Genomic DNA, 23,828 nt, shown 5'->3' on the forward strand with positions numbered 1-23,828 from the left:
GAGAATCGTTTTCATTTGAATAAGATTCATCAACCAATTCAAAGGAGAGACATCCATGAAGAAATTGCTTTCATTCTTATTAGTGCTCGGCACGCTTCTCGTGCTTGCTGCATGCGGCAGCTCGAACAGCTCAGAAGAAGAACCGGCGGAAACGTCCGGTGACGAAACTGAAACTGCCAGTAACGAAGTTAACCTATATACCGCACGCCACTACGATGTGGACGATGAGCTTTACAAGAAATTCGAAGAAGAAACCGGCATCAAGGTTAACTTGATTAAAGGCGAAGCAGATGAGCTTCTAGAGCGCATCAAGCGCGAAGGCGATGCAACGCAAGCCGATTTGTTTTTGACAGCTGATGCAGGCCGCCTGCACCGCGCGAAAGAAGACGGCATTTTGCAGTCGGTTTCAAGCGATGTGCTGGATGAACAGATTCCTGCCAACTTCCAGGACGAAGACCAAATGTGGTATGGCCTGACAAAACGCGCACGTGTCATCATGTACGATAAAGAAAAAGTCGATCCGTCCGAACTCTCCACTTACGAAGCTTTGACGGAAGACGAATGGGCGGGACGCGTCTTGATCCGCAGCTCAGAGAACATCTATAACCAATCCTTGCTCGCTTCTTTCATTGAATTGAACGGTGAAGAAGAAGCGAAAGAATGGGCAGCCGGCATGGTCGAGAACTTTGCACGCGACCCTGAAGGCGGCGACCGTGACCAAGCGAAAGCGATCGCAGCGGGCGTCGGCGATGTGGCCATCATGAACACGTATTATTTCGGCCAAATGCTGAATTCTGAAGACCCTGAAGAAGTTAAAGTCGCTGAAAGCCTCGATGTATTTTTCCCGAACCAGGATACAACAGGCACGCACGTTAACGTCAGCGGCGCTGGTGTGGTAAAATCAGCTAAGAACCAAGAAAATGCGATTAAATTGCTGGAGTTTCTCTCCGCACCGGAAGCACAAGAAACATTCGCTTCTGTCAATTATGAATACCCAGTAAACGAAGCAGTGGAACCATCCGAATTGCTACAATCTTGGGGTGACTTCAAAGAGCAGGACATCTCGATGTCTGCACTCGGCGAAAACAACGCCAAGGCGATTCTATTGTTCAACGAAGTCGGCTGGAAATAACCTAAATGATCTCCCCTTGCCGCTGGTTTAGTGCGGCAAGGGATTTCTTGCGAGTTGGAAAGAGGTGCCTGGATTTTGCAACGCAGATTGGCCAATTTCAATATCTGGACTGTAGGGGCAGTCGTCATCATCCTGATGTTGTTCCTGCCGAACTTGACCATTGTCACCGGGTTTTTCACGCCCTCGAATGACAATTGGGAACATATGAAAGAGTTCGTATTGCGTCAGTTTGTCATCAACTCACTGATCCTGACGCTCGCGACAGCGTTCTTCACGATTCTCATCGGGCTGAGCCTTGCCTGGCTGATCGCGCAATACGATTTTCCATTCCGCCGCTTTTTGAAGTGGGCGTTGATCCTCCCTCTTTCCATCCCGCCGTTTATCGGTGCTTATACGTACCACGGCATCTTGAATTTCACCGGCGCTGTGCAGACGACGCTGCGCGAGGGATTCGGAATGGAACTGGACCCGGCGTATTTCGATATCATGAACTTGCCCGGGGCGATTTTCATTTACACAATGTTTTTGTACCCGTATGTTTATACGATTACGCAAGTTTACTTGTCCGAACAATCGGCATCATTGATCGAAAGCACGCGTTTGCTCGGCAAAGGCCCTTGGCGCACGTTTTTCCAAGTGGTGCTGCCGATTTCACGAATTTCCATCATCGCCGGCGCAAGCCTCGTCGTATTGGAAGTACTGAATGATTACGGCGTCGTGAAATATTACGGCATTCAAACCTTTACGACTGCCATCTTCCAAAGCTGGTTCGGCCTTGGGGATTTGGATACGTCGATCAAACTGGCCGCTTCACTCATGGGCTTCGTCATCATCATCCTGCTCATCGAGAAATTGCTTCGCGGCAGGCGCCAATACAGTTATTTCTCGACGAAAGTGCGCCCGCTCCAGCTCATCCCGCTAAGCGGATGGAAAGGCTTTGCGGCGGCAGGCTACGGCATGCTAATTTTGAGCCTTGGATTCTTCATCCCAGTCATTCAGCTGATTGACTGGACGATTTTGACCTTCGGGACAATCCCGATGGAAGAATTCTTGCGCTACGTGCAGAATTCGGTGTTTGTCGCCGGGCTCAGCGCCACGTTGATCGTCATCCTTGCGCTCATCGTCGGAAATTTCGCCCGCATGGTGCAGGGCAAGTATACAAAACTGTTGCCGAAACTGACGGTGCTCGGCTATTCGATTCCGGGAGCGGTTATTGCAGTTGCCGTCGTCACGGCTTTTGTCGCACTCGACGGCTACCTCGCTCCTGTTTATATGGCGATCGGCCTTGAGACCACGCTGGTGCTCAGCGTCAGCATCGTTCTGCTGCTCGCGGCATACATCATCCGGTTCTTCGCCATCGGTTATAATTCGATCGAAACAGGCTATGACAAAATCGGCACGAACTTCCGGGATGCTTCAAGGCTCCTCGGTGCCGGCCCGACGAAGACCTTTTTCAAAGTCGACGTACCGATGATGAAAGGCGCGATTATCAGTGGATTTATCCTGGTCTTCATCGATGTGCTCAAGGAGATTCCCTTGACATTGATCCTCAGACCGTTTAATTTTGATACATTGTCAACAAAAGCTTTCCAGTACGCAAGTGATGAAAAAATCATGGAGGCTTCCCAGGCTTCCCTTTTGATTGTCGGTATTAGCGCCTTGGCCATTGTGATTTTCTATAAGATACTCGAGAAGGAGATGGATTGATATGTTTGTCGCCATTGAAGATGTGAGTTTTTCCTATCCGAATACACAGGCCCCTGCACTTGATCGGTTCACGCTGGACATAAAAAAAGGTGAGGTCATTTCGATACTGGGGCGCAGCGGCAGCGGAAAAAGCACGATTTTGCGCTTGCTCGCAGGGCTTGAGCGGCCGAAAAATGGACGCCTGGTCATCCAGGACGAAACCTTGTTCGACGACAAGACATTTCTGCAGCCTGAAAAACGCGGCATCGGCATGGTCTTCCAGGACTACGCCTTGTTCCCTCATATGACGGTTGCCGCAAATATCATGTTCGGCTTGTCAGGCATGAAAAAAGCCGATAAGAAGAGACGCATGCATGAAATGCTTGAACTCGTCGAATTAGAGGAATACGAAAAGCGTTATCCGCATCAATTGAGCGGCGGCCAGCAGCAGCGTGTGGCAATTGCCCGCGCGATTGCGCCGAACCCTCATTTGATCCTGTTGGATGAACCGTTCAGTAATTTGGACGCCGAGCTGCAAGGAAAAATCCGCAAAGATCTTCGGGAGATTTTGAAAAAGGCGAACATCACATCCATCTTCGTGACACACGATGAAAAAGACGCGCATATTCTTGCCGACCGCATTGTGAAGTTGAAAGACGGAAAAATGGATTTTGTCGGGCGTCCGTGCGATATGCTCGATACATTCCGCCAAGAAGCCATTGCCGAATCCGAAGAAGTATTGAAATCCCAGCCCGTCGTCAATGTGTAATACAGAAAAGCCGGCCCTTCCGTTATGGAGGGCCGGCTTTTTTGTTGATCAGCTAAACAAAGAGCTGTCTTAGCACTTTTGAAAAATCTTCCTTTTTGCCGTACATTAAATAGTAAGAATAGACGGGGGGATTGTATGGATGTATTGATGTATTTATTTCTTGCAGCATTGTTGATCCCAGTAAATCTTTTTATCATAAAATCGCACAGAAGCGGAAAATTTCCGCTCTGGGCTTCGGGCGTATTATTGGCTGTTTTTGGCATTGGCCTTGGCTATGCTGCCCGTTTCATCCTGGTTGATATTGGGGCTACCGGCCAAGGAGGCGCCATAATGGCGGTATTCATAGGTCTCGTTGTAATGGCCAATGGCACGATCCATTTCGTGATAGGGCTTGTATTGGCTATCGTAAAACTAGTTGCCAATAAGCGTCGTGCGCGAGCATAAAAAATGCCAAACTACGCAGATGTTAAGCGTGGCTTGGCATTTTTTGATTTATATAGCCTGCTGAAAAAGCTCGTCGCTTTAAAGATTTTCATCCGTTTGATTGATATCATCAAGATCCACTTTCATCCACCCACGGACGCTATTGATGAACCAGATGGCGTCGAATGTGTCGAGCTCGTCTTTTTTCAGCACTTTCGTTTCAATGCGCCCTTCTTCAAGAAGCTGTTTGCGGTAGGTGCCGCCGAGCAGTCCGCTTGAGACGGGCGGCGTGTAGAAACGGCCGTCTTTTTCTGCGACCAGGTTGCCGATGGTGAACTCGGTCAATTCTTCACGTTCATTCCATAGCAGTACGGAAAAAGCGTCAGGTGCGTGCTGTTGGTGCTGTTCATAGATGCCGCGGTTGGTCGTTTTGTGATAGAGAAATGCATTTCGGTTGTCGACCGGCGATTTGGCGAGTGCGCAGCGGATCGGCTGCTCGATTCGGGCTGCCGGCTGTGCAGTCAGCTCCATCCTGCCGCTGCGCTCAAACGTCAGGCGAACTTTGAAAAGGCCTGTCGCATGCTGTGAGGCAAGTGATTCCAATTGTTTCAACACAGCCTCTTCATCCCATGCAAAACGGAAATATGCCGCGCTTTTTTTCAGCCTCGCGAGGTGAAGCGCGACCAGCGGATAGTTTCCGTCTTCCAGCTTGAGCGATTCGAGCAAGGCGAATTCCGGGCGCTGGTCGGTCAGCACGCGGGCTTTCGTCAATAGCTCCTCGTACTCGCCTTCAGATGTCGAATCCCAGGTGATGCCGCCGCCCACGCCGTAGCGCGCAGCCGATTTGTCCTGATCGATGACGACGGTACGGATCGGCACGTTGAAGACGGCGTTTTTTTCTGGCGTAATGTAGCCGATTGCGCCGCAGTAGACTTCCCGCGGCGTCTGTTCGAGTTCGGCGATGTAGCTCATCGTGCTGACTTTCGGCGCGCCAGTGATTGAGCCGCACGGAAACAATGCCTGGAACCAGTCGAATACGCTGAGCCCTTCCGGCAGTTCAGCTTCTACTGTTGACGTGAGCTGATGGACAGTCGGGTATTTTTCCGCTTCAAACAGCTTCGGCACTTGCACTGTTCCCCGCTTGGCGAGTCGGCTCATATCGTTTCGCAATAGATCGACAATCATCAAGTTCTCGGCGCGTTCTTTTTCCGATTCGAGCAACACATCCAAAATGGCCTCATCTTCCCAGCTCGTCCTGCCGCGCGGTGCGGTGCCTTTCATCGGCTTCGTGCGGATACGCGGGCCGTCGATGCGGAAGAATAATTCGGGCGATGCCGACAAAATCTGATGAGGCCCGATATCTAAGTAAGCGCTGTAATCCGCTTGCTGGTTACGTGCAAGCTGCTGGTAAAATGCTTTCGCATCCCCTTTGAATCCAGCGGTGAGGCGTTCCGTGTAATTCACTTGATACGTATCGCCTTCTTCGATCGCCTGGCGGATTTTCTGGATGCCGTTTTTGTACTCAGCCACGGAGCCTTCGAGCGTCCAGGCCGACACTTCATAATTTCCATCGCCTGAAGGTGTTGGCGCTTGTGTTTCGCTATAGATGCCAAACCAGACGAGCGGCATTTCGGCTCCCTCATGCACAGCCATTTCCGGATGGAAAGCAGGCGCCGCTTCGTAGGAGACATAGCCCGCCGCGTAATAGCCTTGTGACGTGTAACGGTCGACTTGTTCAAAAACGGCTGCCACGTCCTTAAGCGACTTCGCTTCAAGTACCGCATGCGGCTCGGAAAAGGCGATCGTCTCCGGTGTTCCGTCGTCTTTCGCAAAATCAAACTGCAGATAAGGGGCCATCATGTGCGCCTCCTTTCTTTTCACGATTCCATAATTGGGCGTTCTGGTAGGCGGTCACAAGCATTTGAAAACCATCCTTCGTCAAAATCGATTCAGGATGGAACTGTATGCCCTCGACCGGCAATTCCTTATGGCGCACGCCCATGATGCTGCCATCCTCTGCTGTTGCCGTCACTTCGAGAATGTCTGGAAGCGTATCGATTTCTGCCACGAGCGAATGATAACGCACGACCGGCGTCGGTGAACTCAACCCCGCAAAAACTCCCTGCCCGCTGTGTACCACTTCCGATACTTTGCCGTGGACAGGCTGTGCGCCTTTACGGACTTTGCCTCCGTAAAACGCGACAATGCTCTGGTGGCCCAGGCACACGCCGAGTATTGGCACAGTTCCGCCAAGCTGCTCAAGCGCCAGCTTGCCGACGCCTGGCTGCAAAGGCTTGCCCGGCCCTGGCGACAGCACAATCAGCTCCGGCGATAAGGCTTCGATGTCTTGCAGCACGGCCCGGTCATTCTGGAAGACCTCCACACGCGCACCGAGCCGTTCGAAGTAATGGACCAGATTATATGTAAATGAATCATAATGATCGATGATGACAATCACGGGAAAAACTCCTCTTCAAGTGAAATGTTGCGTAGTTTCATTATAAAGGGAGTGAGGCGATTAAGCATCGATTATCTAAGGCAGCGTTTGGGGCTAAGTATTGCCGATAAGGGGATCATTCTCGTTTGGCATCATTCTGTTCTTGCGCTTCTTTTCTTTTTACCCTCTTCTCAAACCAAAATCCGCCTCTTATAAATAGCATGATGAACAAAGCTTTACCGATATTTTCTTGTAAATGCCATGTGCCTTGCTCTGTGTAATCCATCCAACTATTTAAAGCTACGAGCACCAAAAATCCTATAAAATACATTATAAATTCACGCATGTCCAAGCCTCCCACTGAATCTGGATATGCCAGCATGCCCACCATAACATGTTGACCCTCATTTTCCAAATAAAGGATGAACACTAAAAACCCGGATCGCTAGGCGTCCGGGTTTTGTCTATTTAATCGATCTGGCGCAATGCGGCAGCGAGCCGTGCGGCGAAATTCTCCGGCGGTTCCTCTGCAATCAGGCGCAGACACACAATATTCGGGTTCGAGTCGATGCTTTGTTCAAATTCTGTCGGCAAGGCAATCGGGTATTGCTGCAATGCTTGCGTAAATAACGTCACTTCTTCAGGGAGCAGGTAGATGTCTGCTTCATTCATGGCAGAGCCATCGGATTTCAGGTTTCGAAACGATATATCGTGTTCCAGCGTGCAATCAAAACTTTTATCATGCAATTGAATGGTTACGGTGCGGTTTTTCTTGATCAGGCATTCCATATCCGTGGTATCGGTTTCTGCCTCAAGCAAGTTACCGACCTGTTGTGCCAGGTCCATGATAGTGTGTTCGATTTTCATATCGTTCCCCTTTCTTAAAGCAAATTACGCCGAAAAGAAAACGCCGAAAAAAACCCCAAGCAAGGGCTTTTTTCGGCGTTGGTTCCAGCGCTATAGTCTGTTCCATTTTACCAAATTAGAGTTGTATGTTTTTGAGCAGTGATAATTAATGCCTGATCGGAAATACTATGGCTTCCCGTTCGTGAATAGTATAAGATAAATCGTCTAAAAAGGGAAACTATAGGCCTACACTCACTTATACAAGATCAATCTTCTTCATCTTCCTCATCGTCTTCATTATCTTCCGAATCCCCTTGATTCTCGCCCGGCATGACATCCGTTTCTTGCTCCATCTCCGGCTCGTCTTCCCCGCCGCCGCAAGCAGCAAGCATTCCCGCAGACAATATTGCCGCTGCGCTGACTTTCAGCCATTTCTGTTGTGCCATAGACCTTCCTCCTCTGTTTCACTTCCTTATTTTCTCTATACCCGCTTGTCAAAAGGAGAAACTACAGGAGACTTTCAAAAGTTGGCGGCTAAGGTCACGCCTTTATGATGGCTGTATTTCGTCAACACACTTTCCGCGAACGCATCACAGCGCATGCGGTCATCCGCAGATGGCATCTGTTCGACTTTGAGCGTTGCGGCTAAGATGGTTTTCGCATGAAGCATATCCCGGAACAAATCTACCGCGCCGCAATACGTCGCAAAGCAGCGGTCGCCTGTGCCGAATACGCCTGTAATGGAAGTCTTGTCTTGCTGTTCCATCGCTTCGAACAGGCCATGCAACTGCTTCGGGATTTCCCCGTTCATCCACGTATAAGTACCGACCACAACTATATCGTAACAGCATAGTTCGGTAAGATCGAATTCCTTCACACAAAAAACATCCGGTTGAGCCCCTTGACGAACTAGCGCATCCGCAACCATTTGGGCGAGGCTTTCCGTGTGCCCCGTCGCAGAAGCATAGACAATTGCAATGATCGGTTTATAATTCGTCAAAGCCGTTCGACTCCGATACTTTCGTATAGGCGCGTGATTTCTGTTCGAAGAAATCCGACTTCGTGCTGTTCATCATATCGTCGCCGAAGACGCGGATCCATGGCATCGGGTTATCGCGTGTTTCATAGAGGTTGCCGAGGCCGATTTGGCGCAGTCGCTTGTTTGCCAAATACTCGACGTATTCGTTGAACTCATCCAGATCCAGGCCGTCGATCTCCCCTAGGATATGCTGTGCCCATTCTTTTTCGAGTTCGACGGCGTGCGCTACTTCATCGCGGATCCAGTCGTTCATCTCATCTGTCGCGAGTTCCGGGTTTTCTGCAATCAAGATACGGATAAACTGGGAAACGAAATAGGCGTGCTGCATTTCATCACGCTGGATATAGCTGATCATCGTGCTCGTTTTGAGCATTTTCTGCTGGCGCGCGAGGTGGTAGAAAAACGCAAAGCCGGCATAGAAATAAATGCCTTCCAAATTAATCGAATTGACCGCAAGCTTCAATAAGTTTTTCAAATCAGGCTCGGTGCGGAAGGCTTCGTACGCAGACAAGATCCGTGCGTTGCGCTTTCTGACGAGCGGGTCGTTCTTCGCTTCATCAAAGCGCCGGTTCTGTTCATCGAGCGGCACGAGCGAGCTGAGCACGTAGGAATACGACTCGGTATGGACCGCTTCCTGCTGGGCGATGACGGCAAAAATCGACTTGAAGCTCGAATCGCTGATATAGTCCATGACTTGAGTCATCGTCGGGGTCTGCAGGCTGTCGAGAGACGCGAGCTGCGTGTTGATGCGCAAAAAGACATCTTTCTCGGTATCCGATAGGGAGTCCCAATTTTTAATATCATCCTGCATATTGATTTCCTGCGCTTTCCAGAAGTTCGCGAGCAGCGCTTGGTACAATTCATACATATGCGGATGGGCGATGTCATTCCAATTGAGCAAGCCGGAGCTCGCCCCGCCGACAATGGCGGTCGAGCGGTTCGGTGCATCCGGATCCATCAATGGTTGTTTCGTTAAAGTTTGCATACTCCTCATCCTTCCTTAGCTTTCACATGCCTCGCATGCTTCGATTTCTTCCTGCGACGTGCTGCGCACATAATAGCTCGTCTTCAATCCGCAATTCCACGCTTCGAGGTGCAACTCCAGCAATTCCTTGGCGCGGATCGTGTGCGGCACATACAAATTAAAGCTGATCGACTGGTCGATATGGCGCTGTCTCGCGGCATTTTGGCGGATGCTCCATTTTTGGTCCAGCACGTGGCGTGCGCGGCGATAATAGTCATATGTCCGGTGATTTAAATCCGGTGCCGTTACATTAAAGCGGAAATTCTTTTTCTCTTCTGCGTATTCGACGGCATACAGCGGATCGATGCCGTCTGTCGAACCGCCGATTTTAGCGGTCGACGAGTTCGGCGCGACAGCCATCATCCAGCCATTGCGGACGCCGGATGCTGCAACTTTTCGGCGCAATGCGTCCCAGCGTTCGCCCTTGTAGCTGCGGCGCTCGAAATACTCGCCGGTATGCCATTCAGAACCTGTGAATTCACTGAAGGCGCCTTTTTCTTCCGCCAGTCCCGCTGATGCGCGGATGGCGTGCCAAGCGATTTCTTCATACAATGTATCGGCATAATCGACCGCTTCTTGCGTTTCCCAATGGATGCCGCGAAGCGCGAGCAAGTGGTGCCAACCGAATGAACCCATTCCAACGGCGCGATATTTTAGGTTCGTCACTTCCGCCTGGCCGACCGAAATGGTATTCAAGTCGATGACATTATCAAGCATGCGCAATTGAATCGGGATGAGACGGGACAAGACGTTCGCTTGGACTGCTCTTGGCAAGTTGATCGACGACAAATTGCAGACGACGAAATCGCCCGGTTTGCGCACAGTGACCAAATTGCCTTCTTCGTCTTTGTATTCTTTGATGATTTCAGTCGGCGACATGTTCTGTGCGATTTCACTGCACAGATTGCTGCAGTAGATGGACGTTTTGCCGATGCCGCGCAAGTGCTTGTTCGGGTTTTGGCGATTCACTTCGTCGCGGTAGAACATATACGGCGTGCCGGTCTCAAGCTGCGACACCATGATGCGCGCCATAACGTCCATTGCACGGAACGATTTTCTTGCCAATAAAGGATGGTTAACCGCTTCTTCGTATTTTTCCGTAAAGTATTTACGGTCCGTTTCGTCATAGAAATCTTCCAGGCCAAGCGGATTGCCCTGATCGTCTTTCCATCCCATCACTTGCTTAACTTCGTGCGGGCAGAATGTATGCCATTCACCGATGCTGCGGCCATTTTCATCTGTTTCCTGCAATTTTTGCATAAACAAATCCGGAATCGAGACGCCGGTAAAAATATCGTGTGCTTTGCGGCGCTCATCGCCATTGTTCGTTTTCAAATCCAGGAAGCCGTTCATGATGTCTTTATGGAACACGTCCAAATAGACGGCCACTGCGCCTTGGCGCTGGCCAAGTTGGTCGACGCTGACTGCGGTGTCGTTGAGCAGGCGGATCCACGGAATAACGCCGGATGAATTGCCTTTGAATTTGCGGATGTCCGAGCCGAGTGCGCGCACTTTTCCGTAATAGACACCGAGACCGCCGCCGTCTTTGCTCAGGCGCGCGACATCCCAGTTGTTCTGGTAAATGCCATCAAGCGAATCCGCTACGGTGTCGATAAAGCACGAAGACAGTTGCCCGAAGCTTTTCCCGGCATTCGATAAAGTCGGCGTCGCCACCGTCATATACAAATTGCTCATCGCCCAATACGCTTCCTTGACGAGTTCCAAGCGGCTCACTTTCGGTTCTTTTTGCATCAAAGTCATCGCGATGATGAGAAAGCGCTCCTGCGGCAATTCCCACACACGGCCGTCATAGTCTTTTGCCAAATAACGGTCCGCCAGCAAGAACAATCCTATGTAATTGAACAATTCATCGCGCTCCGGTGAAATTTCTTGTCCCAATAGGCGAATCTCGTCTTCGGAGTAAGCTTCCAATAAATCTTTCGAATAAATGCCAAGTCGGCTAAGCCCGTAAATCAATCCGTAAAAATCATCGTATTTGTTCGCTGCGCTGTAGCCGCGCGTTTGTGCCGCTTGCTCGTATAATTTCTCCAAATATAATCCTGCCGCCTCAAACGTCCAATGCGGTTCGTCCATCGACACCCGGTCTAATGCATCTTGAATTTTTCTATCGCGCTCTACTGCTCCTAAAGTCATTTCAACACAGCTCCTTTGCGTATTCGTTTGCTATCATTCGGCGTTCTTTTCGTTCCTGTGCGTTCTCAAATAACCGTTTTTCATTTTCCGTTTCCGGCACCACACTCGCGACCGGCGTCGGACGGCCTTCTGCGTCCACTGCGACCATCGTCAAGATCGAAGTGGTCGTTAAGCTGCGCGTGCCGCTTTCGATGTGCTGGCATTCCGCTTTGACGTATACTTCCATCGAAGTACGTCCTGTCGAAATGACGACGCCTTCCAAGATCAAGATATCGCCGACTTTTGCCGAGGATAGGAAATTGACGTTGTCGATCGATGCGGTCACGACTGCGCGCCGGCTATGTTTCATTGCCGAGATGGCGGCGATTTCGTCGATATACGCGAGGACGGTGCCCCCGAAAATCGTGCCCATATGATTGGTATCCGGCGGCAAGACGAGCCGGGACTGGATGGTCCTGGATACGCCAGCCGGAAGTTGTTCTCTATCCATAACGACTTCCTCCTTATAAAAACACAAAAGCCCCCACTCTCCGGAGAGAATGGGGGCATAAACGCAAGTTAATGAAGTGGGCACACTTGGGCCGCACAAACCAAACCTTTGTCATCCTTCCCAATTCCCGGAGAAGTGCAAAACGACAACAGAGGCAGGTCTCCTGGCTCGCGCGTCACTCTCCCCATGCCCTTCCCGTCCATTGGACAGTGGGATTTCATGGTTCGTCTGCGCTTACAGTTGCGGGAACAGCTCCGGGATTTCACCGGATTCCCTATTCAGCCCGTAGTGGGCACCTTTGTTGCGGTATCACTATATATGGTGTTGAATTTTTACATCATCACCAAATCTTGTAGTTTCACTATAGACCAGTTCGAATTTCGTCGCAAGGATTTTCTCGTACTTCCTGCAGAAAGTGAAAAAGGGTCTAGTCGGTGGCAGGTTTTTCGTATAAAACTTTCAATTTGTAGTTATTTTTTGATACGAGGTTCTTCAAACTTTCTGTTTCTGTGAAGATAGCGAGGGTTTTCTTGTAGAATCCATATAGTGTTGTGATTGTGCATCATCTTGGTAGTCGCCAGCCTGCTTTGGGTTGGCCTTTGGCAGTAAGCTAGAAAGACCGTCTGTCTTACTGCGTCGGCTCACCCTTGTCGCTGACCGGCTAAGATATTTCATAAACTCTTGTATGTCTAATTAAATCTGCTCCTTTAGATAGTTGCCGGCTAGTGGGGAAATCACTTCCCGGATTGAGCTTGTAATTAGGTAGTAAGAGATTGATTATGGAATCGTTCCGGTGTTTTAATTGTGCTTCGGCTTCATAGTCGCTGTCTTGCTTTGGTGCAGCCTGCAACAAAATCCCCGCCGCTTTCCACCACCATTTCTATTTCCCGGGAAATAAAAAGGCCGCGCAATTGCCTGCGCGGCTCTGTTTATCCATCGACCCATTCAGATTCAGCTTCTGGCTGTTTCCCTTTTTGGTTCGTGGCTTCTTTATTGTCTTTGCTTGTATACGGCTTAAAACTTTTGGCTTTGTTTTTGCCTTTTTCCCAACGGTTCCAGCCTTTTTTGCCGGTTCCTTGGCCTACGCCGCTTTTTGATTTTGCTTTCGCTTTGCCCATTTCTTTCACTCCCGTTCACTCATCGTGACGTTCAGCTTACCACATCCCGCCGCTTTCGTGAACAGTTCGTGTTTAGGCCTCGAGCACTTTCTGGATGTCTTTGTGCATCGAATCGGGTGTATCTTTCGGTGCGAACCTCGCCACGACTTTGCCATTCGGGTCGACAAGGAACTTCGTGAAATTCCATTTGATGCCGCTCGACAGAAAGCCTTTCGTGTTCGACGTCAAATGATCGAATAAAGGATGCGCATCCTTTCCGTTCACTTTGATGATGTCGTGCATCGGGAACGTGACGCCGTAAGTCATGCGGCACGACGATTCGGCATCGGCCGCTTCCCCGACTTCCTGGCCGAACTGATCGGACGGAAAGCCAAGTACGACTAGGCCTTCATCTTTGTAGCGCTGGTAAATCTTTTCGAGGCCGTCAAACTGGCCGCGCAGGCCGCATTTGGTCGCCGTGTTGACGATGACCATCGGCTGGCCTTTGTAGCGTTCGAGCTTATACTCTTCCCCGCTGGCATCGGTGACCTTAATATCATAGATTCCCATCATTCATCACTCCTGTTTCCATGAATTTTCACAGATCCATCTCGCCGAAAAATGCATTTAAGGCTTTCAAGTTATTCATCAGTTCGATGGCATTGACATCGAGATAATTGCAGCTGGTGATCTTGTCGTGAATGGCCTGCTCAATCGGCTTTTCATCCGCACGCGACTTTTCCGTCAAAGAAATCCGGAAAGCGCGGCGGTCTTCAGCCGATTGTTCTTTCACGATGCGGCCATTTTGAATCATCCGGTTGATGATCGGGTTGAGCGTGCCGGTGCCGAGGCCGAGTTGCCCACCGATTTCTTTCATCGTCAAGCCGTCTTCTTCCCACAACACGAGCAAGACCAAGTACTGCGTAAAGGTCAGGCCAAACGGTTCTAAGGTCTTCGCATAAAGTTTCGAGAAATTGCTCGACGCTTTATACACTTCAAAGCATAGTTGCTGTTCCAGCTTGGTTGGTTTGTCCATGTCATCACCTGTTTTTCTGCTTATCGAACGACAATCTCCACGTCCACTGAATCTTTAATGGCTTTGGAATATGGGCAATACGCGTGGGCTTTGTCGACATACTCCTGTTTCTTGCTGTCTTCCAGTCCGTCGATATCCACTTCGAGGCGCACTGCGAGTTTCACGCCGCCGTCTGTTTTATCGCCCAGCAAGGAAACCGTCGCTGTGACTTCGCTGTTCGTTACTTCCACTTTATCACGTTCCAACACGAAGTCCAACGCGCTGTTGAAGCAAGAGCTGTAGCCTGCTGCAAACAATTGCTCAGGGTTCGTCGCTGTATTCGGTTGGCCGCCAAGCGCGACTGGCTTTGCCACGTCAAGATTGAAAATATTATCCGGCGAATAAACTGTGCCTTCGCGTCCACCGCTGTTGATCATCGTCGTTTCAAAAATTGGTTTCATTTTTATATCCCTCCAAGAATTATATCTTACACGATCTATATTAATTTAAATCGTACACGATGTAAAATGAAACGCTTTGGTTTTGTCCAAAAGAAAAATCCCGGATGCAAGATCCGGGATTTCCATTTTTTTATTCGCGATAGCTGAGCTTCAATAAATATAAGGAATCAAGCGGGCGCGGTGCTTCATCCATTCCTTATACTCGGGGCCGAACTTTTCGACGAGCAAGGCTTCTTCGTGCTGCATGCGTTTATTGAGTGCAAAAGCGAGAAATAAGCCTCCGGCAATCGCCGCGATTAGGCTCGTAAAGAATAGTGCCATGCCGATGCCAATCAAGAACAAGCCGGTATAAAGCGGGTGGCGCAGCTTGCGGTAAGGGCCGCTGCTGACGATCGTATCGCCTTCCCTAACCGTCACGTGGCGTGTAAATTGTGATTTTAAATGAATGATTCCCCAAAATCGCAAAAAGACGCCGACAATAAGAAGCACGAGCCCAATCGGCCTGAGCACCGATGCAATTTCAGTTTCTGCTAGCTCCTGAAGCCAAAAACCAACCACGATGGTGGCGAGCAACGACAACAGAATCCCAAAGAATGTCTTTTTTTCGACCGGGTCGCCTTGCCCGGTCTCACGGTTTTTAAAAACGATGAATTCGACCAGCCAGATAACGCTCACGGCGGTGAAAACCCAGTCCATCCACCCCATCACATCCACCTCTTTCTTCTCCTTAAAATACTATAGAAGATGCCGCTCAAATACAATTTCCAACTTGTGGCGCATAGAAAAAAGCTGCCCCGGCGCATTGCCGGAACAGCTCTTCTTTAGTCTTCGTCCGTCACCGACAACTCAACGAGCATCGCGGTGAAAACGATAAAAATGGCCATTAATGCGATTACCATCGTGAACATTGTCCTCAACTCCTACCATGTAATAAATCCTTTTGAGCCAGGTGGTGCATGTTGGATCATTTCAGTTAATGGGATGGCGTATGCGATGACGATCAACGCTGCAGCGATGCCGATCCAAATCCACCAGTTCTCAAGCCATTTCGGCGTATTGGACATATCGCTTTCCGCCAGCGGAAATTCCACCATCTGCTCAGGGGTTTCAGCTTTCGGCGAGACAAACATCGTCATGATGACGATATACATCAAGATCATCGCGGACAGGAACAAAATCGTGCCGCCGATCGCCATCGTCACATGGTTCGAGATGATGCCCTCAAACCATTCCATGGCCTGTGGATGATCGTTATAGCCGCTGTACGCTGTACGGCGCGGCGCTCCCATCAACCCCAACACGTGCTGCGCGGTCGACATGAGCAGCATGCCGATCGACCATGTGATGATCTGGACAAAGCCGAGGCGCTGCATGCGCTTCGTGAAACGGCGACCCGTCAAGTACGGGATGAGCCAGAAGGTCAAGCCCATAAACGTCATCGCGACAGGCGTCCCCACGGTAATATGGAAATGCCCGACAATCCATAAAGTATTGTGGACGACTTCATTCAATTGGAAACTGGCATTGATGATCCCGCCAGCGCCGCCAGGAATGAAGAACGCCATGGCGATGAAAATCGAAGTGAAACGGACATCTCGCCACGGCAGTTTCTTAAACCAGCCAAAGAGGCCGGTGCCGCCTTTTTTGCGCCCTGAAATTTCAAAGGTCGCAAACATCGAGAATGCTGTCATGAGCGATGGCACGATGACCATGAAGGTCAAGACCACCTGCAGGAACTTCCAGAAATTCGAGATGCCTGGCTCCGTCAATTGATGGTGGAACCCGACTGGAATCGAGAACAGGATGAACAAGACGAACGCAAGCCGTGCCAAGGAATCACTGAATACTTTCACGCCGAGCAGTTTCGGCACGATCGTGTACCAGGCGATGTACGCCGGAAGCAGCCAGAAATACACAAGCGGGTGGCCGAAATACCAGAATAGCGAACGGCTCAATTCCACATTGATCGTATCCGTCCAACCGAACGCCCACGGAATGTATTGGAACAACACGGTCGCAACAACGCCGAGACAGGCGATGATCCATAACACGATGGTCGTGATCGTCATGAAGGCAAACAAGGGACTCAATTGCCCTTTATTGTTACGGCGCCAGACCATATAATGACCGACCAACGCAAAACTCGAGATCCATGTGCCGACAATGACCAAAGCCAGGCCGACGTAATAAAAACCGTTCGCTTTCAGCGGGGCATAAAAGGTATAAAGTACGGAAGCTTCCCCGGCGATAATCATCACCGTGGCCATGACCGTTCCGAGCAATGTCACCCACAGGCCGATCCATGAAAACAAGCGGACTTTCGGGCCGAAGCTTCCAAGGCTTTTGCTCATGCCGGTGATAAAGAAGGCAAAAATGAAAAAGGTCGTATAAATAAGTGCAAGCAAGACGCCGTGCGCAGTAAGGATTTGGTAATAATCAAGCCAAGCCGGGAGCTGAAGTGCGTCGTTTCGGATAAATACCTGCAATACGCCCATGAGCGTGCCGATCAAAAATGCGGTATAAGCGACACCTAAGTGCCATAAAGCGATTTTACGTTCTGGTTGGGCAATCATTTCAGTACACCTCAATTTCCGTAGACATCATATGGTGCCCGGTTCCACAGTATTCGTTGCATAGAATCAAATACTTGCCCGGTTCTTCAAATGTGTAGGATTTGGTCGTAATCCGTCCGGGAACGACCATCATATTGACTTTCGTATTATCGATCGTAAAGCTGTGCACCACATCCGTGCTGGTGACTTTAAAAATGATTTCTTTGCCGGCCGGCACCCGCAAGTCCGGTGCATTGTAGCCGAAAGCCAGTGCAACGATCGCTACTTGATATGTATCTTCATCCAATTGCGTCACGCCTGGGTTATCGAATGGGGCGGTTTCGTTCACTTTCTCGGGGTCGATGGTGTCCATCCCCCCGGACGGCGTGTGATTTTGCGAAAACGCACTGACGCCGACGACGCTCAAAAAGACGATGAGCGAGACGATGCCGAAACTGAGCCAAATCTTTTCATATTTATGGAAATGCATGATAAATCTCTCCTTTTTTTATCTCGCTACATACATCAAATACACGGCAACCCACATGGCAACGATGACGATGCCGACGAAGAACACACTGACGAGTGTTCCCCTCAAATTCATATCATGGTCCGATTGCTTCTTATCCATTGCTTCCACCTCATCACTTGTTTGCTGTTTCCTTTAGCATAGGACCTAAGTTTCGGTTTAGCTGTGACATAAATCACACCTAGCTGTTTTTATTTTTAGCTGTCCATATTTTCGCCAAAAAAAGAAAGCCTGCGGATGGGCAGGCTTTTGGAAGTTGCTATTTGTTGGAATGAATGGCGGAGATAGCTGGGGTTTGCGAGTGGCATTGTTTCGCTGTTCTGTTGAAGCTTCAGGTTAGTAGTCGCCGTCGGGCTTTGGGTTGGCCTCTTGCCGTAAGCCAGGAAGAACGCCTGTCTTACGGCGTCGGCTCACCCCTTTACGCTCGGCGGCTGAGAGATTTCATTGAGTCGGGTGTGTTTAATCTGATCTGCTTCTTTACGAGTTACCGGCTAGCGGGGGAATCGCTTCCCGGATCGGGCGTGTTTGAGGATAGCTAGGGTTAGCGAGTGGCATTGTTTCCCTGTTCTGTTGAAGTTTCATCTTGGTAGTCGCCACCGGTCTTTGGGTTGGCCTCTTGCCATAAGCCAGGAAGAACACCTGTCTTACGACGTCGGCTCACCCTTTTACGCTCGGCGGCTGAGAGATTTCATTGAATCGGATGAGTTTAATCTGATCTGCTTCAATATGCAATTGCCGGCTAGTGGGAAAATCGCTTCCTGGATTAAGCATCTGACACACATGGGCTTACTTCTAGATTTTGTGAAGGGATCAGAATTAACTACCACGTTTCCTGCGATTAAGATGACTTAAACTATAAAAAATGATGCATTTCACATTTAATAATGAATGGATTGAAGAAATTATCTTCCAATCTAAACATAAAGACGGAGTGGAAGGGGCCGACGCCTGAGGGACCGCGCGGGCTGGCGAGACAAATGAGCTGCGATCTTTGCAGCTCATTGGCTCAACACCCGCCCCATACACGGGCAGCTGAAAGCGCGACGTCCTGTCGCATCAGCTGCATGACTCGCACCCGGCGAGCCCCAAGCAGCCCCCTGCAACGCAGTCGAAAAGCGGAAGCTTTTCCTTTCATGGCTCTTTTTGTTTCAGTTGCATCTCCCCCTCTGCACCACACTCTTAAGGAGTAAAAAATGAAGTTACCAGAGCACACAAAAAACCTACCGTTACGGCAGGCTTTGCAATCAGTCGATTTTGCAGAGGTAGATTGGGCATTCTTCGCAATTGATGTCGAATTTCAGTTTTGGAATATTGTATAGAACGATTTTGCCGTCTTTCATGCCGACGGTTCCTTGTTTGCGCAAGTCGCTGAGCATCCGGTTGACCATTTCCCGGCTCATGCCGCAGAAATTCGCCAATTCCTGGTTCGTCAGCACGACATCGATCAGTAAGCCACCTTCCGCTTCTACGCCGTAGCTATTGCCAAGGCGGATCAACGTCGAATATAAAGCCCCTTTTTTGCCATGGAGCATCAAGTCGCGGAAACGGGTTTGCGTTTTCTGCTGGTCGATGCCCATCCATTTCATGAACGCCATCGCAAGCGAGGGGTCTTTTTCGAGTGATTGTTCCAACTCCTCGACGGGAATTTTTAAACAGCTAGTTTTGGTGAGCGCACGGGCGTCCAGCAAATACGTGGCGCCTTCTGCGAACACGGTGATCTCGCCGACCATCTGGCCAGTGCCGCAAATCTTCAATGCCAGTTCACGGCCGTCCGGTGTTACTTTTCCGATCTGCACTTTTCCGGAACGGAGAATATAAAGGCCTTTTACCGCCTCCCCTTCACGGAAAAGATAGTCGCCTTTTTGGTATTCTTTCACTTGATGGCTGATCGTCAATAACTTTTCGAGCTCTGGTGTCAACTTGTCGATTCCTGATTCCAAAGGGTTCTCCCTCCTCTCTCTTGCTCATGCTTTTCTCAAGCGTACCACAGATTTTACGAAATTTGGATCCGTTTTCACAATTCAGTCAAGGCTCGCAGGAAATTTTCTGAAAAAAGCAGGAAGTCCCGGATGATGTATCGAAAGGTAGCAGTATAGAAGGAGGAATGAATAATGACTTTGAAATATTCCCGAATTATGGTGGCAGTGGATGGTTCCAAGGAAGCGGAATGGGCTTTCAAAAAAGCTGCTGCTGCAGCTTCCCGGAACAATGCAGAACTTTACTTGGTGCACGTCATCGATAACCGTTCATTCGGCTCCATTGAAGCGTACGACCGCACGATTGCAGACCGCGCACTGCAAAGCGGTGAAGAATTGCTTGCCCGTTACAAGGAAGAAGCCACTTCACATGGTGCAACGAATGTCCATACGATGATCGAATATGGTTCACCAAAAACGGTCATTCCGAAGAAACTGGCGAATGAGCTGAAAGTGGACGTCATCGTTTGTGGCGCTACCGGCTTGAATGCAGCGGAACGCCTAATCATGGGCAGCGTTTCCGAGCGCATCGTCCGCACAGCCAAATGCGACGTGCTCGTGGTCCGCAGAAACCAAGAAGACATCGACGCAGACGAGTAACAAGCTCCACAATAAGAAAAGCCTTTCCCGGCCAAAGCGGGAAAGGCTTTTCTTCGTCTTACTCCGTTTCGCGGGTTTGCTGGAATGCCAGCGTATCCCAGAATGAAGTATCTTGTGTATTAATCGAACCATCCGCAATCGCCCGTACAGTCGATTCCAATGTGGTGATGGTTTGCTTGATCAAATAGCCATTGCTCTTCTGCCCAAGAACATAAGGCTCGTATTCGTGGTCAGACATGCCGCGCATCTCGAATAGCAATGTCGAAATGCCATATTCGACGGCGATGCCGTTGCGGCTGATGGTTTCAGCGTCGCCGCCGCGGTATTTCCCAAGGTGGCCCCACCCTGTGGAATCGACGGCGTTAAATACGACGGCCCCGAGCTTTTTCGATCCTTCCACGACCTCAGGGTCAGCGTTTGGTGTGGTTGGATAAAGGATCGAGCCAGAAACCAATTCGCCATCGCGTTCACTGCTGGCCCCTTGATGATGCAAGTCGATCATATAATCGATATCGTATTTGCTCATGACATTATCGTGCAATGCTTTTGTTTCCGGCTGTATTTTATCGATATGGTCGCGGTTCAAGTCCACTCCAACTGCGTTGTAACGCGTCAAATTGCGGTCCCCTGACGCTACGTAATCATCCAGTGAGAAATCGACATCTCCCATGGCGCCGTCCGCATTGAGCATCGGCACGACCAGGATATTGACGTTATCCGTGACGCCTTTCATCTTTCCAGTGCCGAGATGCTTGATGAATTCAAGCGCGCCTTCTGTCGTCAGCTGTTCATTTCCATGTTGCTGCGTCAAGAATAGGATGGTCGGATTTTCCGGGTTGCTCATATATTTCGCTACGTACAAGTCGCGTCCCTTTACGCTTTGCCCGATGACTTCAAGTTCCATGTTTTCTTGTTTGGCTTCCTGCTTTTGCAAAAAGTCAGCCATTTCCGAATAAGTGGTCAAAATGGACGTGTTGATTGTTTCATTACCGCCATATCCAGGCCCGTTGCCGACCGCTTCCACTACCGAAGAGTTCAACGGGACTGCACTTAACGCAAGAGCCCCCGCCAATGATAATGTTAATGCCCCTTTTTTCAATGATTTCATCGATCCATCACTCCTTTTTGTTTGTTGCCATCCTACCCTTTCCGTTTATCCAGCTTCTTTTCCTGCCCAAATATTGAAAACGATTCCTTCGTAATACGAAACAAGAAGCTTCTGCTGACCCCAGCCCTATCTGAAATAATAGAAAACATGAATTATTCTGCAAAAACATTACTTTATCCTTATAAAAGATTACATTTTCTAGCCTTATATGTCGCTTATGACAGTTTGTCCCGTCATTTGATAAGAAACTGTAATAATAAATAGGTTTATGCGGTGGTACAATGGGTCTGCCGGAATTTTTGACGGCTTTTTTTCATGGCATCAACCATGCTTTATTACTGCAGAAAAGAATTCTTATATAGAGAAACAATAATAATCAAGGGAACGCGAAAGGAGCACAACAAATTGAACACATGGTCCAAATGGTTCGTAGCAGCATTATCCGCTGTACTGGCACTGTCGATTTTCTTGCCGACAGCAAGTGCTGATAAATTGTCCGACCTCGAAAAAGAAAAACAACAGGTCGAGCAAAAGAAGAACAACTTGAATTCGGAAATCCAGTCAAAAAACAACGCTATCGTCGAAAATCAGACGAAACTTGAAAAAATCATGAACAAGATCCAGGAATTGAACGGCGAGATCGAAGAAACTCAAGGCAAGATCGACGGTGTTCAAGCACAAATCGACCAAACGAAAGTGGAAATCGATGAATTGAAAGAATCGATCGAAGAACTCGAACGCAAAATCGCAGAACGCGAAGAACTATTGAAAGAACGGGCGCGCGCTATCCAATTGAGCGGCGGTTCCGTTGATTATATCGATGTCTTGCTTGGAGCGAACAGCTTTGTCGACTTTATCGACCGTGCTTCTGCCGTCAACACATTGATTGAAGCAGACCGTGAAATCATGCGTGAACAGGCAGCGGATAAAAAACTTTTGGCTGAACAAAAAGCAGAAGTTGAAGAAAAGCTCGCAAAACAAGAAAGCCAAAAAGCAGAACTTGTGGACTTGAAAGATTCATTGGACGCACAAAAGAAAAAACAAGACGATTTGCAGGATGATTTGAAAGCCGAGCAGAAACGCTTGGCCAAAGAAAAATCGAAACTTGAAGAAGAACACGCAAAAACAATGAACATCAGTTCTTCACTTGAGAAAAAAATCGGCAAAGAACAAAAACGCTTAGCGGAAATCGCGCGTAAAGCGGAAGCAGAACGCAAAGCGAAAGAAGCTGCAGCCCGTAAAGCAGCAGCGAAGAAAGCAGCGCAATCCAACGCTTCTTCAGCCACTGTTACACAAGCGGCAGCCCCTAAATCAAGCGCTGGATTCATCCGTCCTGCAGCAGGCCGCCACACTTCAGGATTCGGCGGGCGTGATATCGGCGCAGGAGCTGAAACACACCTTGGCTATGACATCGCCAACAGCCCAGGAACACCAATCCATGCAGCAGCAAGCGGTTATGTCTCACATGCTGGTTCAATGGGCGGTTACGGCAACGTCATCATCATTACACATGTAATTAACGGACAAAGTTACGCAACTACTTATGCACATTTGAATTCCATCAATGTTTCTGTCGGCCAAGCTGTCTCACAAGGACAGAATATCGGCGGCATGGGCAATACTGGGCGTTCAACTGGCCCACACTTGCACTTTGAAATCCACATCGGCGGATGGAACGGCGCTCGTTCTAACGCAGTCAACCCAGCATCATACATCGGTGGTTAAGAGCTAGCCGATCGAAAAGAAAGGCAGTACCCGAAAATCTCGGGTGCTGCCTTTTTTGCTTTTATCGAATTCTGACGAGGAGTTAAATTCTTCCTTTTTTATGTTAGACTGAAGTAAATAAACAGATTTCTTTCTATATAATAGTCGTTTGCAAAAGCTCCATTAGCATTTAAGGAGGCGTTTCCTTGTGTTGGGGAAAATCAATATCGGGATGGTGATTGTAGCCTTACTTTTATTAGCTCTCCTATTGACCGGAAATGAATTTAAGCCTTTCCCGAATTTCATTTTCGCTTTTTTAGCATTGATGTTCTTATCGCAAAGCATCGAAAGCTTTCGGGAGAAAAAAAGATGGGAAGGCGCGCTCCAAGGGTTTGTTTCGGTGATGTCTCTTTTAGTCGTGGTCACCGGATTTTAAACAATCGAACGCAATAAGCTATGGAAAGGAGACAGTCGGATGAAGACACTTCTCGAACTGATCCGCATCTTTGCCATCTTGGCGATCCTGGGAATGGGCGGCGGGTTGATTTTAGCAGGATTTTACTCGAACAGCCCTGACACCGAACCGTATCGCTGGCTCGGCGGCGTCGCGGTGCTGATGCTGATTTTTGTGCTGTACCGCAATAAATTGCAGTTCTCTGGCTGGCATCAAGGAACCGGACGCGACAAACTGCGGCGGCCTATTACGACTTTATTGGTCGGCACTTCGGTTTTACTAATAATTTCACCGTTTGTTTTAGTAGTATTCTCTAGCTGAGGAGGCCTTCA

27 protein-coding genes and 1 riboswitch are annotated in these 23,828 nt (G+C 49.2%); of the genes, 8 read left to right on the plus strand and 19 right to left on the minus strand.

Translation table 11 applies throughout. The annotated features are described in order from the left end of the window. The first annotated feature begins 55 nt into the window (after window positions 1-55). The 4 genes from DFR62_RS07350 to DFR62_RS07365 all read left to right on the plus strand — a co-directional run bounded on the left by DFR62_RS07350 (window position 56) and on the right by DFR62_RS07365 (window position 4,031). Window positions 56-1,132 carry a Fe(3+) ABC transporter substrate-binding protein gene (locus tag DFR62_RS07350; protein ID WP_121299178.1) on the plus strand — a complete coding sequence of 359 codons (1,077 nt, stop codon included), beginning with the start codon at window positions 56-58 and terminating at the stop codon, window positions 1,130-1,132. Between the two features lie 75 nt (window positions 1,133-1,207). Beyond that, window positions 1,208-2,839, plus strand: coding sequence for an ABC transporter permease (locus tag DFR62_RS07355; RefSeq protein ID WP_121299180.1), 1,632 nt, complete (start codon window positions 1,208-1,210; stop codon window positions 2,837-2,839). 1 nt (window position 2,840) lies between these two features. Continuing rightward, the gene (locus tag DFR62_RS07360; RefSeq protein ID WP_058382408.1) at window positions 2,841-3,587 is read left to right on the plus strand and encodes an ABC transporter ATP-binding protein; all 747 of its coding nucleotides are present in this window, start codon (window positions 2,841-2,843) and stop codon (window positions 3,585-3,587) included. 135 nt (window positions 3,588-3,722) lie between these two features. Next, entirely contained in the window at window positions 3,723-4,031 is a 309-nt protein-coding gene (locus tag DFR62_RS07365; protein ID WP_121299182.1) for an inner-membrane translocator, read from the plus strand. A 78-nt stretch (window positions 4,032-4,109) separates the two neighbouring features. Here the strand turns inward: DFR62_RS07365 and pabB are convergent, their stop codons facing one another. The 18 genes from pabB to DFR62_RS07455 form a co-directional block, all read right to left on the minus strand. Then, window positions 4,110-5,870 (minus strand): aminodeoxychorismate synthase component I, encoded by a 1,761-nt coding sequence (pabB, locus tag DFR62_RS07370; RefSeq protein ID WP_121299184.1) that lies wholly within the window; start codon window positions 5,868-5,870, stop codon window positions 4,110-4,112. Then, complete coding sequence (locus tag DFR62_RS07375) at window positions 5,845-6,468, minus strand: anthranilate synthase component II (protein ID WP_121299186.1); 624 nt, start codon at window positions 6,466-6,468, stop codon at window positions 5,845-5,847. The genes pabB and DFR62_RS07375 overlap by 26 nt, the downstream gene beginning before the upstream one ends. A 115-nt stretch (window positions 6,469-6,583) precedes the next feature. Beyond that, a complete protein-coding gene (locus DFR62_RS07380; protein WP_135449387.1) occupies window positions 6,584-6,793 on the minus strand; it encodes a hypothetical protein in 210 nt (69 codons plus the stop codon). 122 nt (window positions 6,794-6,915) lie between these two features. Further along, entirely contained in the window at window positions 6,916-7,314 is a 399-nt protein-coding gene (locus tag DFR62_RS07385; RefSeq protein WP_121299190.1) for a DUF1259 domain-containing protein, read from the minus strand. A gap of 245 nt (window positions 7,315-7,559) precedes the next feature. Further along, window positions 7,560-7,739, minus strand: a complete 180-nt coding sequence (locus DFR62_RS07390; RefSeq protein ID WP_121299192.1) for a hypothetical protein — start codon at window positions 7,737-7,739, stop codon at window positions 7,560-7,562. A 74-nt stretch (window positions 7,740-7,813) separates the two neighbouring features. Next, window positions 7,814-8,293: a flavodoxin domain-containing protein gene (locus tag DFR62_RS07395; protein WP_241663076.1), complete on the minus strand. Its 480-nt coding sequence runs from the start codon at window positions 8,291-8,293 to the stop codon at window positions 7,814-7,816. After that, on the minus strand, window positions 8,280-9,326 hold the full coding sequence (locus DFR62_RS07400; RefSeq protein ID WP_121299193.1) for a ribonucleotide-diphosphate reductase subunit beta: 1,047 nt from the start codon (window positions 9,324-9,326) through the stop codon (window positions 8,280-8,282). Before DFR62_RS07400 ends, DFR62_RS07395 begins: the two co-directional genes overlap by 14 nt. A 6-nt stretch (window positions 9,327-9,332) precedes the next feature. Then, a complete protein-coding gene (locus DFR62_RS07405) occupies window positions 9,333-11,510 on the minus strand; it encodes a ribonucleoside-diphosphate reductase subunit alpha (RefSeq protein ID WP_121299195.1) in 2,178 nt (725 codons plus the stop codon). A 1-nt stretch (window position 11,511) separates the two neighbouring features. Next, window positions 11,512-12,000, minus strand: coding sequence for an acyl-CoA thioesterase (locus tag DFR62_RS07410; protein WP_121299197.1), 489 nt, complete (start codon window positions 11,998-12,000; stop codon window positions 11,512-11,514). 136 nt (window positions 12,001-12,136) lie between these two features. Further along, a riboswitch (cobalamin riboswitch) is annotated at window positions 12,137-12,315 on the minus strand. 614 nt (window positions 12,316-12,929) lie between these two features. Next, window positions 12,930-13,118, minus strand: a complete 189-nt coding sequence (locus tag DFR62_RS07415; RefSeq protein WP_058382400.1) for a DUF3934 domain-containing protein — start codon at window positions 13,116-13,118, stop codon at window positions 12,930-12,932. 72 nt (window positions 13,119-13,190) lie between these two features. Further along, a complete protein-coding gene (locus DFR62_RS07420; protein WP_101191993.1) occupies window positions 13,191-13,667 on the minus strand; it encodes a glutathione peroxidase in 477 nt (158 codons plus the stop codon). A 28-nt stretch (window positions 13,668-13,695) separates the two neighbouring features. Next, a complete protein-coding gene (locus DFR62_RS07425) occupies window positions 13,696-14,133 on the minus strand; it encodes a transcriptional regulator, SarA/Rot family (protein ID WP_058382398.1) in 438 nt (145 codons plus the stop codon). 20 nt (window positions 14,134-14,153) lie between these two features. Continuing rightward, window positions 14,154-14,573, minus strand: a complete 420-nt coding sequence (locus DFR62_RS07430) for an organic hydroperoxide resistance protein (RefSeq protein WP_121299199.1) — start codon at window positions 14,571-14,573, stop codon at window positions 14,154-14,156. 150 nt (window positions 14,574-14,723) lie between these two features. Next, a complete protein-coding gene (locus DFR62_RS07435; protein WP_121299201.1) occupies window positions 14,724-15,278 on the minus strand; it encodes a methyltransferase family protein in 555 nt (184 codons plus the stop codon). 215 nt (window positions 15,279-15,493) lie between these two features. Further along, window positions 15,494-17,146: a b(o/a)3-type cytochrome-c oxidase subunit 1 gene (locus tag DFR62_RS07440; RefSeq protein ID WP_121299203.1), complete on the minus strand. Its 1,653-nt coding sequence runs from the start codon at window positions 17,144-17,146 to the stop codon at window positions 15,494-15,496. Window position 17,147: 1 nt separating this feature from the next. Next, window positions 17,148-17,615: a cytochrome c oxidase subunit II gene (locus DFR62_RS07445; protein WP_058382394.1), complete on the minus strand. Its 468-nt coding sequence runs from the start codon at window positions 17,613-17,615 to the stop codon at window positions 17,148-17,150. Window positions 17,616-17,633: 18 nt separating this feature from the next. Then, window positions 17,634-17,756 carry a cytochrome C oxidase subunit II gene (locus DFR62_RS07450; protein WP_121299205.1) on the minus strand — a complete coding sequence of 41 codons (123 nt, stop codon included), beginning with the start codon at window positions 17,754-17,756 and terminating at the stop codon, window positions 17,634-17,636. A 1,142-nt stretch (window positions 17,757-18,898) separates the two neighbouring features. Further along, complete coding sequence (locus DFR62_RS07455) at window positions 18,899-19,594, minus strand: Crp/Fnr family transcriptional regulator (RefSeq protein ID WP_175578507.1); 696 nt, start codon at window positions 19,592-19,594, stop codon at window positions 18,899-18,901. 171 nt (window positions 19,595-19,765) lie between these two features. On the opposite strand from DFR62_RS07455, the gene DFR62_RS07460 reads away from it, so the two are divergent. After that, window positions 19,766-20,230 carry a universal stress protein gene (locus DFR62_RS07460; RefSeq protein WP_121299207.1) on the plus strand — a complete coding sequence of 155 codons (465 nt, stop codon included), beginning with the start codon at window positions 19,766-19,768 and terminating at the stop codon, window positions 20,228-20,230. Window positions 20,231-20,288: 58 nt separating this feature from the next. On the opposite strand, the gene DFR62_RS07465 is transcribed toward DFR62_RS07460, so the two are convergent. Next, complete coding sequence (locus tag DFR62_RS07465; RefSeq protein WP_421958180.1) at window positions 20,289-21,338, minus strand: M14 family zinc carboxypeptidase; 1,050 nt, start codon at window positions 21,336-21,338, stop codon at window positions 20,289-20,291. Between the two features lie 405 nt (window positions 21,339-21,743). Here DFR62_RS07465 and DFR62_RS07470 point away from each other — a divergent pair, with 405 nt between their 5' ends. The 3 genes from DFR62_RS07470 to DFR62_RS07480 all read left to right on the plus strand — a co-directional run bounded on the left by DFR62_RS07470 (window position 21,744) and on the right by DFR62_RS07480 (window position 23,817). Further along, window positions 21,744-23,063 carry a murein hydrolase activator EnvC family protein gene (locus tag DFR62_RS07470; protein WP_121299209.1) on the plus strand — a complete coding sequence of 440 codons (1,320 nt, stop codon included), beginning with the start codon at window positions 21,744-21,746 and terminating at the stop codon, window positions 23,061-23,063. A 187-nt stretch (window positions 23,064-23,250) separates the two neighbouring features. Continuing rightward, the gene (locus DFR62_RS07475) at window positions 23,251-23,478 is read left to right on the plus strand and encodes a hypothetical protein (RefSeq protein WP_121299211.1); all 228 of its coding nucleotides are present in this window, start codon (window positions 23,251-23,253) and stop codon (window positions 23,476-23,478) included. A gap of 39 nt (window positions 23,479-23,517) precedes the next feature. Beyond that, window positions 23,518-23,817, plus strand: coding sequence for a hypothetical protein (locus DFR62_RS07480; RefSeq protein ID WP_121299213.1), 300 nt, complete (start codon window positions 23,518-23,520; stop codon window positions 23,815-23,817). Window positions 23,818-23,828: the final 11 nt, after the last annotated feature.

The organism is Planococcus citreus (assembly GCF_003664125.1).
In the GTDB taxonomy this organism is placed as follows: domain Bacteria; phylum Bacillota; class Bacilli; order Bacillales_A; family Planococcaceae; genus Planococcus; species Planococcus citreus.

Excerpts from the sequence above, each read along its gene's own strand:
- DFR62_RS07350 (WP_121299178.1), top strand. The coding sequence starts at position 56 with ATGAAGAAATTGCTTTCATTCTTATTAGTGCTCGGCACGCTTCTCGTG.
- DFR62_RS07360 (WP_058382408.1), top strand. The coding sequence starts at position 2,841 with ATGTTTGTCGCCATTGAAGATGTGAGTTTTTCCTATCCGAATACACAG.
- DFR62_RS07365 (WP_121299182.1), top strand. The coding sequence starts at position 3,723 with ATGGATGTATTGATGTATTTATTTCTTGCAGCATTGTTGATCCCAGTA.
- pabB (WP_121299184.1), bottom strand. The coding sequence starts at position 5,870 with ATGATGGCCCCTTATCTGCAGTTTGATTTTGCGAAAGACGACGGAACA.
- DFR62_RS07380 (WP_135449387.1), bottom strand. The coding sequence starts at position 6,793 with ATGCGTGAATTTATAATGTATTTTATAGGATTTTTGGTGCTCGTAGCT.
- DFR62_RS07385 (WP_121299190.1), bottom strand. The coding sequence starts at position 7,314 with ATGAAAATCGAACACACTATCATGGACCTGGCACAACAGGTCGGTAAC.
- DFR62_RS07390 (WP_121299192.1), bottom strand. The coding sequence starts at position 7,739 with ATGGCACAACAGAAATGGCTGAAAGTCAGCGCAGCGGCAATATTGTCT.
- DFR62_RS07400 (WP_121299193.1), bottom strand. The coding sequence starts at position 9,326 with ATGAGGAGTATGCAAACTTTAACGAAACAACCATTGATGGATCCGGAT.
- DFR62_RS07405 (WP_121299195.1), bottom strand. The coding sequence starts at position 11,510 with ATGACTTTAGGAGCAGTAGAGCGCGATAGAAAAATTCAAGATGCATTA.
- DFR62_RS07410 (WP_121299197.1), bottom strand. The coding sequence starts at position 12,000 with ATGGATAGAGAACAACTTCCGGCTGGCGTATCCAGGACCATCCAGTCC.
- DFR62_RS07415 (WP_058382400.1), bottom strand. The coding sequence starts at position 13,118 with ATGGGCAAAGCGAAAGCAAAATCAAAAAGCGGCGTAGGCCAAGGAACC.
- DFR62_RS07420 (WP_101191993.1), bottom strand. The coding sequence starts at position 13,667 with ATGGGAATCTATGATATTAAGGTCACCGATGCCAGCGGGGAAGAGTAT.
- DFR62_RS07425 (WP_058382398.1), bottom strand. The coding sequence starts at position 14,133 with ATGGACAAACCAACCAAGCTGGAACAGCAACTATGCTTTGAAGTGTAT.
- DFR62_RS07430 (WP_121299199.1), bottom strand. The coding sequence starts at position 14,573 with ATGAAACCAATTTTTGAAACGACGATGATCAACAGCGGTGGACGCGAA.
- DFR62_RS07435 (WP_121299201.1), bottom strand. The coding sequence starts at position 15,278 with ATGGGGTGGATGGACTGGGTTTTCACCGCCGTGAGCGTTATCTGGCTG.
- DFR62_RS07440 (WP_121299203.1), bottom strand. The coding sequence starts at position 17,146 with ATGATTGCCCAACCAGAACGTAAAATCGCTTTATGGCACTTAGGTGTC.
- DFR62_RS07445 (WP_058382394.1), bottom strand. The coding sequence starts at position 17,615 with ATGCATTTCCATAAATATGAAAAGATTTGGCTCAGTTTCGGCATCGTC.
- DFR62_RS07450 (WP_121299205.1), bottom strand. The coding sequence starts at position 17,756 with ATGGATAAGAAGCAATCGGACCATGATATGAATTTGAGGGGAACACTC.
- DFR62_RS07460 (WP_121299207.1), top strand. The coding sequence starts at position 19,766 with ATGACTTTGAAATATTCCCGAATTATGGTGGCAGTGGATGGTTCCAAG.
- DFR62_RS07465 (WP_421958180.1), bottom strand. The coding sequence starts at position 21,338 with ATGAAATCATTGAAAAAAGGGGCATTAACATTATCATTGGCGGGGGCT.
- DFR62_RS07480 (WP_121299213.1), top strand. The coding sequence starts at position 23,518 with ATGAAGACACTTCTCGAACTGATCCGCATCTTTGCCATCTTGGCGATC.